The sequence below is a fragment of the Microvirga sp. GCM10011540 genome (assembly GCF_042650665.1).
GTDB classification, from domain to species: domain Bacteria; phylum Pseudomonadota; class Alphaproteobacteria; order Rhizobiales; family Beijerinckiaceae; genus Microvirga; species Microvirga lenta.
The window spans coordinates 78,095-92,866 of sequence record NZ_JBHSBQ010000145.1 but is presented as its reverse complement, the minus strand read 5'-3'; the positions used below and the strand labels follow the sequence as shown (position 1 = coordinate 92,866).

Sequence of the window (14,772 nt, the reverse complement as noted above, 5' to 3'; positions counted from 1 at the left end):
CTTGACCGGCAGCGAGACGATCCATGCCTGCTGCGTCGTCGTGGGTGAGGCCGGGCTCCTGATCCGGGGCGCCTCCGGCGCCGGCAAGTCCTCGTTCGCCCGCGAGATCCTGTTTCATGGCGGCCGGGCGGGACGGTTCTGCCGCCTCGTCAGCGACGACCGGACCCGCCTCGAGGCGCGGCACGGGCGCCTCCTCGCCTTTCCCGTGGCGCCCATCGCCGGATGCATCGAGATCCGCGGGGTCGGGATCGTCCGGCAGTCCTTCGAGCCCGCCGCCGTCATCCGCCTCGTCGCCGATCTTTCGGATGATCCGCCGCGTCATCCCGAAGAGCAGGATGGACAGGTCCGGCTCTGCGGCGTCATGGTGCCTCGTGTTCACATGCGAACCAGGGCATTTTCGACCGACATTGCTCTCGCCCGGCTGAGTGGTGTTTGCGACACGGTCGTGACACTGTGATGAACTTTTCCTCTCATTGCTCTTGCGCTTGGCTTCGCAGTGCACAAAATAGCGGCTCCGCTCAGGGGAGCGTTCGGACCTGTAACAATATGATTGGAATGGTGCTCGTCACCCACGGGCAGCTCGCGACGGAATTCAAAGCGGCGCTAGAGCATGTGGTGGGGCCTCAAGAGCAGCTCGAAACGATCACGATCGGCCCCGACGACGACATGGAGACACGGCGCAAGGACATCATGGCCGCCGTGTGTCGGGTCAACTCGGGCCAGGGGGTGGTGGTTCTGACGGACATGTTCGGGGGCACGCCCTCGAACCTGGCCCTGTCCTGCATGAACGGCAACTCGGTCGAGGTGGTCGCCGGGATTAACCTGCCCATGCTGATCAAGCTCGCCAGCGTCCGGGACGAGGAGTCCCTGGCGGATGCCGTCTCCCATGCGCAGGAGGCCGGCCGGAAATACATCAACGTCGCCTCGCGCGTCCTGTCGGGGAAGTGACCGCATGGACCGCGTCGACGACGAGGACTGCCCTCCAGTCATCCTGCCGGACGGGGTGCTTGCCCGCGAGATCCGGATCATCAACCGCCGCGGTCTCCACGCCCGCGCTTCGGCCAAGTTCGTCCAGACCGTGGAGCGCTTCGACGCCGACGTGACCGTGACCCGGTGCGGCGAGACGGTCGGCGGCCGCTCGATCATGGGCCTTCTGACCCTGGCGGCCGCCCAGGGCACCTCGATCACCGTCACGGCCAAGGGCGAGGACGCGGAGGCCTGCCTGCAGGCCATCGACGATCTTCTGGCCAACAGGTTCGGCGAGGACGAGTAGCTTCGCCGACATATAAAGACATCTTTATATCTTGATTGCCTCTCTGTCCGGTCTCTGATAGACACGGCGCCAATTCACCAAAGGCGCAAGAGAGACATCATGAGCCAAGCCGCTTTGAAGAGCGCGAACGACGCGCAGGACTACATCGTCAAGGACATCGGCCTCGCCGATTTCGGCCGCAAGGAGATCTCGATCGCCGAGACCGAGATGCCGGGCCTCATGGCCGTCCGCGAGGAATACGGCCCGAAGCAGCCCTTGAAGGGCGCCCGGATCGCCGGCTCGCTCCACATGACCATCCAGACCGCGGTCCTGATCGAGACCCTCAAGGCGCTCGGCGCCGATATCCGCTGGGTGTCGTGCAACATCTATTCCACCCAGGACCACGCCGCCGCGGCGATTGCGGCCGCCGGCATCCCGGTCTTCGCCTATAAGGGCGAAACCCTCACCGAGTACTGGGACTACACCGCCAAGCTCTTCGACTGGCATGGCGGCGGCGTGCCCAACATGATCCTCGACGACGGCGGCGACGCCACCATGCTGGTGCATCTCGGCCTGCGCGCCGAGCGGGGCGACGTGGCCTTCCTGGACAAGCCGGGCGCGGAAGAGGAAGAGGTCCTGTTCGCCCTCATCAAGCGCCTCCTCAAGGAGAAGCCGAAGGGCTGGTTCGCCGAGCTCGCCGCCTCGATCAAAGGCGTCTCGGAGGAGACCACCACGGGCGTGCACCGCCTCTACATCATGGCCAAGGAGGGCAAGCTCCTCTTCCCGGCCATCAACGTCAACGACTCGGTCACCAAGTCGAAGTTCGACAACCTCTACGGCTGCCGCGAGTCGCTGGTCGATGGCATCCGCCGCGGCACGGACGTGATGATGGCCGGCAAGGTCGCCATGGTCGCCGGCTTCGGCGACGTGGGCAAGGGCTCCGCCGCCTCGCTCCGCCAGGCCGGCTGCCGCGTTCTGGTGTCGGAGGTCGACCCGATCTGCGCGCTCCAGGCCGCCATGGAAGGCTATGAGGTCACGACCATGGAGGACGCAGCTCCCCGCGCCGACATCTTCGTCACCGCCACCGGCAACAAGGACGTGATCACCATCGACCACATGCGGGCGATGAAGGACCGGGCCATCGTCTGCAACATCGGCCACTTCGACAACGAGATCCAGGTCGCGGGCCTCAAGAACCTAAAGTGGAACAACATCAAGCCGCAGGTCGACGAGATCGAGTTCCCCGACGGTCACCGCATCATCCTGCTGTCGGAAGGCCGCCTCGTGAACCTCGGCAACGCCATGGGTCACCCGTCCTTCGTGATGTCGGCCTCGTTCACCAACCAGACGCTGGCCCAGATCGAGCTCTGGACCAACCCGGGCAAGTACGAGCGCAAGGTCTACACCCTGCCCAAGCACCTGGACGAGAAGGTCGCCTCGCTGCACCTCGAGAAGATCGGCGTGAAGCTCACCAAGCTCTCGAAGGAGCAGGCGGACTACATCGGCGTGGCCGAGAAGGGTCCCTTCAAGCCGGACCACTACCGCTACTGAGCCGCCTGTCCGAAGGCCGCAAACGAGAAAAGCCCGGCATTGCCGGGCTTTTTTCATGGTGCGGAGGCCGCCTCGATTCGGTGTGCGCCCGCCGACGAAAAAGAGGGTTACGCAAGGAGAGTGGCCAATTGTCCACAGGTTCTCCAAAGGAAGCTTAAGCGGACCTTAACCCCCTTTCTGGCTGACTCGGCACTGGTCTATTGTGAACGCGATTCGTCCGGTTGTGTCGGGTTTTACGTACCATGCCGGCAGTTCCGTTCATGCGTCTGCAAGACCGTCTGCGGCGTCGCATGCTGCGCCGCCGCGTGGATCATTTTGGCTCCGTTCCGGAGCCGCAACCGATTGGGAAGGACCGCACGGCATGGCCGCGCAGTGGGGATGGGAGCGTCATGAGCGCGAGGAGGAACTGACGGGGAAACCCGTCGCCGCCGCTCGCGGACCCTTGGCCTTCGCGTTCCTCGCCGGGATCTCCTGGCCCGCCCTGGCCTCCGACCTGACCTTGTCCCTCTCGGACGAGGCCACCGACCTCATCGGCGTCCTGAACAGCTTCGACCTCCACAATGCCGGCTATCTCGGCCTCTTCATGGGCCTCGTGGCGTTTTCCACCACCACCTCGGTGATGCTGCTGCGCGAGCGGCGGCGCTTCGCGCAGCGGGAGGAGGCCATGCGCACGGAGCTGGCGAGCCTGCGCGGCGCCGACGACCTCGTGACCCTGCTCATGGGATCGGAGCGCCAGCTCCTCGTGAGCTGGCAGGGGCGCGACGGCGAGCCCCGGTTCGAGGGCGACCCGTCCATCGTCTCCGACGGAGCCAACGCCAAACGGGCTCTCGCCTTCGGCGCCTGGCTCGCGCCCAGCGACGCCGCCGCCGTGGAGACCTCCCTGGAGCAGCTGCGGCAGCGGGGCGAAAGCTTCCGCCTGACCGTGCGCACGCTCACCGGCCGCTTCATCGACGCGGAAGGCCGCACCATCGGCGGGCGCGCCATTCTGCGCCTGCGCGACATCACCGGCGACCGGGCCGAGCTCCTGATGGCGCGGTCCGACCTGCTGGCGGCCCGCAGCGACCTGCGCTCCATGACGACCCTTCTCGACGCGGTCGCCTATCCGCTCTGGATCCGCGACGCGGAGGACGGGCTCATCTGGGCCAACCAGGCCTATCTGAAGGCCGTCGAGGCGACCGACATCGACGACGCGGCGGCGCGCTCCCTCGAACTGCTCGACCGGCAGACCCGGGAGGAGGCGAGCCGTCAGCGCAAGTCCGGCGCGACCTTCGCGGCCCGCGTCACGGCGGTCATGGCCGGCCAGCGTTCCGTGCTCGACGTGATCGAGCGCCCGACCGCCGGCGGCAGCGCCGGCATCGCCGTGGACGTGTCGGAGCTGGAAGCGGTCCGGACGGACCTGCAGCGCCAGATGGCCGCCCATGTGCGCACCCTCGACCAGCTCCCCACCGCGGTGGCGATCTTCGACGGGTCGCAGCATCTCATCTTCAGCAACGCCGCCTATCAGCAGCTCTGGGGCCTCGACCAGGCCTTCCTGGCCTCGCGGCCGCAGGACAGCGAGGTGCTCGACCGCCTCCGCGCCGCCCGCAAGCTGCCCGAGCAGGCGGATTTCCGCGCCTGGAAGGCGGACTTCCTCTCCGGCTACCGCTCCGTGGAGCCGCAGGAGATCTGGTGGCACCTGCCCGACCGCCGGACCCTGCGCGTCGTCATCAATCCGAACCCGCAAGGGGGCGTGACCTATCTCTTCGACGACGTGAGCGAGCGCTTCCAGCTGGAGAGCCAGGTCACCGCCCTCACCCGCGTGCAGAGCGAGACCCTCGACACCCTCAAGGAAGGCGTCGCCGTGTTCGGCTCGGACGGGCGCCTCAAGCTGCACAACCGCGCCTTCGCCGACATGTGGAACCTGTCGCCGGACATGCCGGCCGAGCACCCGCATATCGACACCGTCATCAAGACCTGCCGCCTGCTGGCGCCTCAGGAGGAGCCGTGGATCGAGATCCGCGGCGCGGTCGCGGGGCTGGCCGACATGCGCATGGGCCTGACCTGCCGCATGGAGCGGCGCGACGGCTCGGCGCTGGACTGCACGGCGCAGCCCCTGCCGGACGGCGCGACGCTTCTGACCTTCATCGACGTCACCGCGAGCGTGAGCGTGGAGCGGGCGCTCACCGAGCGCAACGATGCGCTGGAGCGCGCCTCGCGCCTGCGCGACGAGTTCGTGCACCACGTGTCCTACGAGCTGCGCTCGCCGCTCACCACCATCATCGGGTTCACGCATCTCCTCAGCGACGAGACGGCGGGCTCGCTCAACCCGCGCCAGCGCGACTACGCCGACCACATCGAGCGGTCGTCCAAGTCCCTGCTGGCGATCCTGAACGACATTCTCGATCTCGCCTCCATCGATACGGGCTCCCTCGAACTGGTGCCCGAGATCGTCGACATCCGCTCGACCATCGAGGCCGCCATGCGCGGCCTCGAGGACCGGCTCAGCGAATCCTCGCTCAACGTGGTGATCGACGCGCCGGACGACATCGGCTCCTTCGTGGCCGACGGCAAACGCATCCGGCAGATCCTGTTCAACCTGCTCTCCAACGCGGTCGGATTCTCGCCGCCGGGGCAGACGATCACGGTGCGGGCCCGCAAGTCCGGCGGCGAGGTGATCTTCGAGGTGAGGGACCAGGGCCGCGGCATGCCGCCCGAGGTCAAGGCCCGCATCTTCGAGCGCTTCGAGAGCCACACGCTCGGAACACGCCATCGCGGCGTGGGCCTCGGCCTCTCGATCGTGCGCTCCTTCGTCGAGCTGCATGGCGGGCGCATCGACGTGTCGTCCGCCCCCGGCGTCGGAACCACCGTCACGTGCATCTTCCCCAACGAGCGGCAGGAATCGCCATCGGACGGCCGTTCGGGGCATAATGCGGTGCCCAAGATCGCTGCCGAGTAGGTGCGGCGATGGTGAATGGATTCTCCCGCATGACCGAGGACGACGTCTCGCAACCTCTCTGGATCGTGGCCCTGCCCGATCACGAAGCGACGGAGCAGCTGGCCCGCAGCCTTGCCGACGAACTGCGTCCCGGAGACCTCGTCACGCTCTCGGGCGGCCTCGGCGCCGGCAAGACGACCTTCGCGCGCGCCCTCATCCGCGCCGTGGCGGGCGAGCCGGATCTGGAGGTTCCGAGTCCCACCTTCACCCTCATGCAGGTCTACGAGGGTCCGAAACATCCCATCGTCCATGCGGATTTCTACCGGCTTTCCGGCGGAGACGAACTCGTGGAGCTCGGCTGGGACGAGATGACGGAGAATGCCGTCACCCTGGTCGAGTGGCCGGAGCGGGCGGACGACGCCCTCAAGTCGGAGCGGCTCGACATCCGCCTCGATCTCGCCCCGGACGGCGGGCGCATCGCCACCCTGTCGGGCTTCGGCCTTTTCGAATCCCGGCTCATGCGGCTCAGGGCCTTCCGCGAGCTCGTGGAGCGCTGCGGCTGGACGGACGCCCTGCGCATGCCGATGCCGAGCGACGCATCGGTGATCCGCTCCTACGAGCGCCTGATGAAGCCCTCCGGCGAAACCGCGCTCCTCATGATCTCGCCGCCGCGCCCGCCAGGCCCGCCGGTTCGCCGCGGCAAGCCCTACACCACCATCGCGAAGCTGGCCGAGACCATCCACGCCTTCGTGGCCATGGACAAGGGCCTGCGCTCCTTGGGCTTCAGCGCGCCGCGCATCTACGGCGAGGCCCTCGATGCCGGCCTGCTCCTCATCGAGGATCTCGGCTCCGAACCCTTCGTCGACGTCAACGGACCGATTCCCGAGCGCTATGCGGAGGCGACGCGGCTTCTCGTGAAGCTGCACGGCATGACACTGCCGCAGGTCCTGCCGGTCACCGAGGGGCAGGAGCACGCCATCCCGCCCTACGATCTCGAGGCGCTGCTGATCGAGCTGGAGCTTCTGGCCGACTGGTACGTGCCGCACATCATCGGCAACCTGCTGTCCGGCTCGGCGAGGGCGGAATTCGTCAATCTGTGGACCGAGACCCTGTCCGAGGTGCTGTCGGGGCCCACCACCTGGGTTCTGCGCGACTACCATTCGCCGAACCTGATCTGGCTGCCGGAGCGCGAGGGCCTCGCCCGCGTCGGAATCATCGACTTCCAGGACGCGGTCCTGGGCTCTCCCGCCTACGACGTCGCCTCCCTGCTGCAGGATGCGCGCGTGACCGTGTCGCCCGACATGGAACTGCGGCTGATCGGCCTCTACGCCCGCGAGCGCAAGGCCGCCGATCCGACCTTCGACGTCGCCTCCTTCGCGCGGGCCTACGCCATCATGGGCGCGCAGCGCGCCACGAAGATCCTCGGCATCTTCGCCCGGCTCGACCGTCGCGATGGCAAGCCGCACTACCTGCGGCACCTGCCGCGGATCGAGACCTATCTCATGCGCAACCTCGCCCATCCCTCCTTGAGCAGGCTGAAGGTCTGGTACGAGAACTACCTGCCGCGGCTCATTCCGCCCGTGGACGACACGCCACCCTCCCCTTGAGCCGAAAGCGCCAGCCCTTGCCCTCGCGTTCGCCCAAAACCGCCATCGTCCTCGCCGCCGGGCTGGGCAAGCGCATGCTGCCGATCACCGCGACCATGCCCAAGCCCCTGGTCAAGGTCGGCGGCCGCAGCCTGATCGATTTCGCCCTCGACCGGCTCGCCGAAGCGGGCATCGAGACGGTCGTGGTGAACGTCCATCACTTCGCGGACATGCTCGAGGACCACTTACGCACACGCAAAATGCCGCACATCGTGGTCTCCGACGAGCGCGCGGAAGTGCTCGAAACGGGCGGCGGCGTGCGGAAGGCGCTGCCGCTCCTGGGCGATGGCCCGTTCATCACCTTCAACTCCGATTCCATGTGGATCGAGGGCCGCGAGCCGAATCTGAGACGCCTCGTGTCGGCCTGGGATCCCGACCGCATGGACATCCTGATGCTCGTGGCGCCTTTGTCCACAAGCGTCGGCTACGAGGGGCGGGGCGATTTCAGCATGGACCCGGACGGGCGCCTGCGCCGCCGCAGAGGCGACGAGGAAAGGGTGCCTTTCGTCTATGCGGGCGTCGCGATCGTGAAGCCGGAACTCGTCGCCGACACGCCGGAAGGACCGTTCTCGGCCAACCTGTTCTACGACCGGGCCATCGCGAAGGACCGACTCTACGGCTTGCAGCTTGACGGTCAGTGGCTGCATGTTGGTGAACCGCAGGCGATCCCTGTGGCGGAAGAGTGCCTTGCCGCCAGCCTGCGGTGAGGTTTTTCGGTGTCGCGTCACACGGCCAACGTCTTCTCCATTCCTCCGGGTTGCGCCTTCCTGCCGACCCTGGCGGATGCGCTGATCGACGGCCGCCTCGTCGGCTCCCTTCCCGACGACCCCGCGGCGCTGGCCGACGTCACGATCTATGTTCCGACCCGCCGCGCCGCCCGCGCCCTGATCGCGCTCCTCGCCGAACGCGGCGGGGGCAAGGCGCAGCTCCTGCCGCGCATCGTGCCGCTGGGCGAGACCGACGAGGCCGAGTTCGAGATGACGGGGCTCGAGGGCACGCCCCTCGAAGAGGCCGCCTCCCTCAAGCCTCCGATCCCGCCCCTGGAGCGCCGCCTCATCCTCACCCGGCTCGTGCAGCGCTGGTCGGCGGAGGTGGACCGGAGCCTGCTGCAGCTCGGCCCCGGCGTGCCCTTCATGGTGCCCGCCTCGCCGGCCGATGCGGTGGGTCTCGCGGGGGATTTGGAGACCCTGATGGATGCCTTCACCACCGAAGGCATCGACTGGCACGCCCTGGAGCTCGCGGTCGACGCGGATTATTCCGAATATTTCCGGATCACCCGGCATTTCGTGCAGATCGCCAGCGAGAACTGGCCCAGGATCCTGGCCGAACGCCAGGCCAGCGACCCGGCGCAAAGGCGCGGGGCCTTGATCGAAGCCGAGGCGCGGCGGCTGACGCGCGAGCGTCCGGCGAACCCGATCATCGTCGCGGGATCCACCGGCTCTGTGCCGGCCACCGCCAATCTCATGGCGGCCATCGCGCGCCTTCCCAGAGGCGCCGTGGTGCTGCCGGGGCTCGACACCGATCTCGACGAGGAGAGCTGGGCCACCATCGGGGGCACCGGCGACGACGAAACCGATCCGGTGCACGGCCATCCGCAGGCGAGCCTGCGCCGTCTCGTGGACCGGCATCTGCGCGTGAAACGCTCCGAGGTGACGGTCATCGGCGAGGTGCCGGATCTCGCCAGGGCCCGCAACCACCTGCTGTCGGAGGCCCTGCGGCCCGCGGACACGACGGACCGCTGGTCCCTGATCGCTCCCGAGGACCGGGTGGCCCTGAGCGAGGCCGGCTGCGCGGGCCTCGCCATCGTGGAGGCCATGGACGAGCGCGAGGAGGCCCTGTCCATCGCAGTGGCCCTGCGCGAGACCATTGCCCATCCCGGCCGCACGGCCGCCCTCGTCACGCCGGACCGGGCCCTGGCCGCCCGCGTGACGGCGGAACTCGCCCGCTGGGGACTGGCGGTGGAGGATTCCGCCGGCATCCCGCTTCCCGACACGCCCGCCGGCCGCCTCGCGCGCCTGGCCGCGGAGGCGGCGGCCGACGACCTGCGCCCGATCCGGCTGCTCGCCCTCCTCGCCCATCCCCTGGTGCGGCTCGGAATGCCGCGCGCAAGCGTGGAGCGGGGGGCAAGCGTGCTCGAAATCGGCGTGCTGCGCGGCCCGGCGCCCGCGCAGGGCATCGAGGGCATCCGCACCGCGCTGGCCTCCCGCCGCTCGGGGAAGGACCACCGCACGCCCCGTCCCGAAGCACGCCTGGCCGAGGCCGACTGGGACCTCGCCGACGAGCTGCTGCAGCGCCTCGGGCTCGCCTTCGACGGCTTCACGCCCGCCACCCATGGCGAGGGAAGGCTCGACCTGATGGCGCTGACCGAAGAGCACCGCCGCACCTTCGATCTGCTGATCGCGCTCCCGGACGGGGAAGGCGAGATCGTCGATCCGGATTCCTCCCTGGAGGCGGTGGCGGCCCTGTTCGACGATCTGGCCCATTCCGACATCCGCCAGGAGGAAGGGCACCCGCTCGAAGGCCGCTTCGTCGACTACCCGACCTTCTTCGCCGCGCTCGCCAAGCAGCGGACCATCAGTCCCTCCCCGCGCTCGACCCATCGCCGCCTGAAGATCCTGGGCCTGCTGGAGGCCCGCCTTCTGTCGGTGGACCGGGTGGTGCTGGGGGGCCTCGACGAGGGCACCTGGCCCCCGCGCACGGTGACGGACGCCTTCCTCAACCGGCCCATGCGCGCCCGCGTGGGGCTGGCGCCGCCCGAGCGCCGCATCGGCCAGACCGCGCACGATTTCGTGCAGGCGCTCGGCACCCACGACGTGGTGATCACCCGCGCGCAGAAGCGCGACGGCTCGCCCATGGTGCCCTCGCGCTTCCTGCAGCGCCTGAAGGCCTTCACCGGCAAGGACGTATGGGCGGAGATGACGAAGGCGGGCGAGCGCTACCGCCGCCTCGCCCGCCATCTCGACACGCCGCAGCCCGCGCCGCCCCTGGCCCGGCCGCGGCCGAAGCCCGACCCTGCCCTGTTCCCGCGCAGCCTGAGCGTCACGGAAATCGAGACGCTGGTGCGCGACCCCTATTCGATCTTCGCGCGCCACATCCTCAAGCTCGACGCCCTCGACGCCATCGCCGTGGCCCCCAGCGCCGCCGATCGCGGCACGATCATCCACGACGTTCTCGGCGGCTTCGCGGAGGCCTATCCGAAGGCCCTGCCCGCCCACGCGCTGGAGGACCTGCTGTCGCGCGGCACGGAAGCCTTCGCGGACATCGCCGACGCCTATCCCGAGCTCTACGCGGAATGGTGGCCGCGCTTCACGCGGCTCGCCACCGCATTCGTGGTCTGGGAGCAGGGTCGGCGGCCGGATCTCGTGGAGGTCCATGCCGAGCGTTCCGGCAAGCTGCCGATCCCGCTCGGCGACGGCAGCGTGTTCACCCTTCGCGCCCGCGCGGACCGGATCGAACAGAGGCGCGACGGGGGCTTCACCATCATCGACTTCAAGACCGGGCAGCCGCCGGGCCTGCGCGAGGTCTATGCCGGCTTCTCGCCGCAGCTCACCCTGGAGGCCGTGATGCTGATGAAGGGCGCCTTCAAGGGCATGCCTGCCGCGAAGGAGACGCCGGACCTCGTCTACATCCACACCACGGGCGGGCGCGAGCCGATCAGGCCGCGGGAGATCAAGCCGGGACGCGACGAGGAGCGCTCGGTGCCGGAGATCGTGGAAGAACATCGCCGTCGCTTCGAGGGCATGATCGCCCGCTATGCCAAGGGCGAGGCGGCTTACGTGTCGCGGCCCTTCCCGAAATATGCGCGCCGCTTCTCCGAATACGACCACCTGGCGCGGGTGAAGGAATGGTCGCTCGCGAGCGCGGGCGGCGGCGAGGGCTTCGAATGAGCGACGATCTCGTCATTCCGGACTACACGCGCGAAGCGCAGCGCCGCGCCGCCAATCCACGCGCCTCGGCCTGGGTGTCGGCCAATGCGGGCGCGGGCAAGACGAAGGTGCTCACGGACCGGGTCGTGCGCCTGCTGCTCGCAGGCTCCCCGCCCGGCCGGATCCTGTGCCTCACCTTCACCAAGGCCGCCGCCGCCAACATGGCGATCCGCGTCTTCGAGCGCCTGGGCAAATGGGTGACGCTGGACGAGGAGAGCCTCGTCAAGGAGCTGACGGAGCTCGAAGGCGAGCGCCCGACCCGCCAGCAGGTCAGGCTCGCCCGCACCCTCTTCGCCCGCGCGGTGGAAACGCCGGGCGGCCTGAAGATCGACACCATCCACGCCTTCTGCGAGCGGCTTCTGCATCTCGTGCCCTTCGAGGCCAACGTGCCCGCCCGCTTCGCGGTGCTCGACGAGAGCCAGACCGACGAGATGCTGGCAGCCGCCATGGCGAACGTGCTGGCGGACGCGTCGAGCGGCAACTATCCGGAGCTCGCCGAGGCGCTCGACATCGTGAGCGTGGAGGCGGCGGGCGATGCGCTGACATCGGCGCTGAACGCCGCCATGCGCTGCAAGACGTTTCTCCATCGCGTCGACGGTCCGGCGCTTCTGCGAAAAGAGCTGGGGCTGGCCCCCGACGAGACGATCGAGAGCGTCGAGCAGGCGATGCTCGACGGCGGGATCGGCCCCGACAGCTGGCCTTCCATCGCCCGGGAGCTTCTGGCCGGCAAGACGACCGACCAGGAACGCGCCGCCGCCTTCATCGCCGCGTCCGAGGCGAGCAATCCGGACGAGAAGCTCACTCACTACCTGACGATCTTCCTCAAGGAATCGGATTGGACACCCCGCGCGGAGTCCCGTCTCGTCACGAAATCCGTCGATCCGGCGCTGAAGGAGAAGCTGCTCGCGGAGCAGCAGCGCATCTGGCGCCTCATCGAGAAGCGCAAGGCCGCGCGCGCCTTCGCGCGCACCACGGCCCTGTTCACCCTCGCGGCCGAGATCAGCCTGCGGGTCGATCAGGCGAAGGCGCGCCTCGGCGCCCTCGATTTCCAGGACCTCATCGACAAGACCCTGCAGCTCCTGAACCGGGGCGACGCGGCCTGGGTGCTCTACAAGCTCGACCGCGGCATCGACCACGTGCTCGTCGACGAGGCGCAGGACACGAACCCGGAGCAATGGGAAATCCTGCGCCGCATCACCGAGGATTTCACCGCAGGCTTCGGCGCCCAAGGGAAGCGCGTGCGCACGCTGTTCGCGGTCGGCGACCCCAAGCAGTCGATCTACGGCTTCCAGGGCGCCGCCCCGCAGGAATTCGAATCGAGCCGCCAGACCTGGTCGCGCAAGGTGAGCGCGGCGGAGCTGCCCTTCGAGGATGTGCGCCTCACGGTCTCCTTCCGCTCCGCCAAGGCGGTGCTGTCCGCCGTGGACGCCACCTTCGCGGTGGACCGGCACTTCAAGGGCCTGTCCTTCGAGGACAAGGCGGTCGGCACGGTGCACGAGAGCGCGCGTCCCCATGCGCCGGGCCTCGTGGAATTGTGGCCGACCGAGACCCCCGCCGAGGAGGAGGAGCCGGAGGCCTGGGTGCTGCCGGTCGACCAGCCCGAGCAGCAATCCCCGCCCGTGGTCGTGGCCCGGCGGGTCGCGCAGGCCGTGAAATGCTGGACCACCAAGGGCGACGAGATGGGCCGCGTCTGGAGCGCGGGCGACGTGCTCGTGCTGGTGAGAAAACGCGGCGCCGCCTTCGAGGCGGTGATCCGGGCGCTGAAGGAAGCGGGCGTGCCGGTGGCGGGCGCGGACCGGCTCAATATCGGCGAGCACATCGCGGTGCTCGACCTCGTCGCGGCAGGCCGCGCGGCGCTGCTGCCGGAGGACGACCTGACGCTGGCGACCGCCCTCAAGTCGCCCCTCGTGGGCCTGACCGACGACGACCTGATCCGCATCGCGGCCTACCGGGCGGACGAGGAATCCCTGCTGGCCGCCCTGGAGCGGCACGCGGAGGCGGGCGACAAGGCCGCCGGGGCCGGTCTCGAAGCCCTGCACGCCTGGCAGGAGCTTGCCCGCACGCACGGGCCCTTCGGCTTCTTCGCCACCCTGCTCGGGCCCCGGGGCGGGCGCTCGAAGCTGGTGGCGCGGCTGGGCAGCGAGGCGGGCGACGCCATCGACGCCTTCCTGTGCTTCGCCCACCAATCCGAGACGACGGAGACGCCCTCGCTCACCGTGTTCCTCAACCGGTTCGAATCCGCCTCCCACACCATCAAGCGCGACCTCGACGCGGTGAACAACGAGGTGCGGGTGATGACCGTGCACGGCGCCAAGGGCCTGGAGGCGCCGATCGTCATCCTCATCGACGGCTGCGAGGTTCTGGGCCGCGACCCGCCGCTCCTGCAGCTGCCGACCCGGTTCGGCGAGACGGTTCCGGTCTGGTCGCCGGGCAAGTCCTACGATTCGGACGTGATGGCCCAGGCGCGCGAGACCCTGCACGCCAAGGGCCACGAGGAGCACAACCGCCTCCTCTACGTGGCCATGACCCGGGCCAAGGACCGGCTGGTCATCGCCCCCTACCTGACGGGCCGCAAGGATTCGCCGCAGGAAGCCTGGTGCGAGATGATCCGGCACGGGCTCATCGAGAAGGCCGGGGGCCTGGAGCTGAGCGAGGCACCTTACGGCCCCATCGAGGTCTGGCGCGACGGCGCGCCCCTGGCCCGACCCGCGGCCAGCGCGGAAATCGTGCCCCTCGAACCCGTCGAGGTGCCGGATTGGCTGAGCCTGCCGGCCCATCCCGAGCCCGAGCCCCTGCCGCCGATCAGGCCTTCCAGCGCCTTGGGCGCGGCCGAGCGTCTGGCCCGCCCCGGCGACGGACCCTACGCCCCGGACGCGCGCCTGCGCGGCACCCTGGTCCATGCCCTGCTGGAACGTCTCCCGAGCCTGCCTCTGGAGCGCCGGGAGGCCATGGCGGGGGCCTATGTGAAGGCCCGCGCGCCGCGCCTGCGCGAGGATGTGCGCGCGGCCGTGGTCGCCAGCGCCCTCGGCGTCCTGGACCATCCCGACCTGAAGCCGCTTTTCGGCCCGGCCTCACGGGCCGAGGCGCCCATCGCGGGCCGGGTCGGGACGGCGGCGGGCGACCTCATGGTCTCGGGCCAGATCGACCGGCTGGCGGTGCTCGACGACGAGGTTCTGGTGGCGGATTTCAAGACCACGGCCCGCCCGCCCCGGCCGGGCCAGCCGCCGCCACGCTCCTACGTGGCCCAGCTTGCCCTCTACCGGACGCTTCTCCAGGAGATCTATCCGGGCAGACGGGTGCGGGCTTTCCTGGTCTGGACCTCGGGGCCGGTGATCCACGAATTGCGGGAACCGGATCTGGAATCGGCTCTTACCCTCATCAAAGCGGCGTGAGGGAAAGGCCCCTTGCTTGATTCCCGAAAAGGCCGTTCTTAACTAGGCCTTATCGTTGAGCGACTCGGGACATGAGTCGCGGTAACAGAAC

Annotated in this window: 9 protein-coding genes; all 9 read left to right on the top strand. The window is 69.0% G+C overall.

The genetic code is table 11. The annotated features are described in order from the left end of the window. Position 1 precedes the first annotated feature (1 nt). The 9 genes from ACFOYU_RS26385 to addA all read left to right on the top strand — a co-directional run bounded on the left by ACFOYU_RS26385 (position 2) and on the right by addA (position 14,681). Positions 2 to 457, top strand: coding sequence for an HPr kinase/phosphorylase (locus ACFOYU_RS26385; RefSeq protein WP_377035828.1), 456 nt, complete (start codon positions 2 to 4; stop codon positions 455 to 457). Between the two features lie 89 nt (positions 458 to 546). Beyond that, entirely contained in the window at positions 547 to 948 is a 402-nt protein-coding gene (locus ACFOYU_RS26380) for a PTS sugar transporter subunit IIA (RefSeq protein ID WP_226738822.1), read from the top strand. Positions 949 to 952: 4 nt separating this feature from the next. Continuing rightward, the gene (locus ACFOYU_RS26375) at positions 953 to 1,273 is read left to right on the top strand and encodes an HPr family phosphocarrier protein (protein ID WP_226738820.1); all 321 of its coding nucleotides are present in this window, start codon (positions 953 to 955) and stop codon (positions 1,271 to 1,273) included. Positions 1,274 to 1,372: 99 nt separating this feature from the next. After that, positions 1,373 to 2,803 carry an adenosylhomocysteinase gene (ahcY, locus tag ACFOYU_RS26370; protein ID WP_377035827.1) on the top strand — a complete coding sequence of 477 codons (1,431 nt, stop codon included), beginning with the start codon at positions 1,373 to 1,375 and terminating at the stop codon, positions 2,801 to 2,803. Between the two features lie 361 nt (positions 2,804 to 3,164). Beyond that, complete coding sequence (locus tag ACFOYU_RS26365; RefSeq protein ID WP_226738816.1) at positions 3,165 to 5,738, top strand: PAS domain-containing sensor histidine kinase; 2,574 nt, start codon at positions 3,165 to 3,167, stop codon at positions 5,736 to 5,738. 29 nt (positions 5,739 to 5,767) lie between these two features. After that, positions 5,768 to 7,324: a tRNA (adenosine(37)-N6)-threonylcarbamoyltransferase complex ATPase subunit type 1 TsaE gene (tsaE, locus tag ACFOYU_RS26360; protein ID WP_377035826.1), complete on the top strand. Its 1,557-nt coding sequence runs from the start codon at positions 5,768 to 5,770 to the stop codon at positions 7,322 to 7,324. Positions 7,325 to 7,341: 17 nt separating this feature from the next. Further along, positions 7,342 to 8,070 carry a nucleotidyltransferase family protein gene (locus ACFOYU_RS26355; RefSeq protein ID WP_377035825.1) on the top strand — a complete coding sequence of 243 codons (729 nt, stop codon included), beginning with the start codon at positions 7,342 to 7,344 and terminating at the stop codon, positions 8,068 to 8,070. Positions 8,071 to 8,079: 9 nt separating this feature from the next. Next, entirely contained in the window at positions 8,080 to 11,250 is a 3,171-nt protein-coding gene (gene addB, locus ACFOYU_RS26350; RefSeq protein WP_377035824.1) for a double-strand break repair protein AddB, read from the top strand. Beyond that, on the top strand, positions 11,247 to 14,681 hold the full coding sequence (gene addA / locus ACFOYU_RS26345) for a double-strand break repair helicase AddA (protein ID WP_377035823.1): 3,435 nt from the start codon (positions 11,247 to 11,249) through the stop codon (positions 14,679 to 14,681). Before addB ends, addA begins: the two co-directional genes overlap by 4 nt. Positions 14,682 to 14,772: the final 91 nt, after the last annotated feature.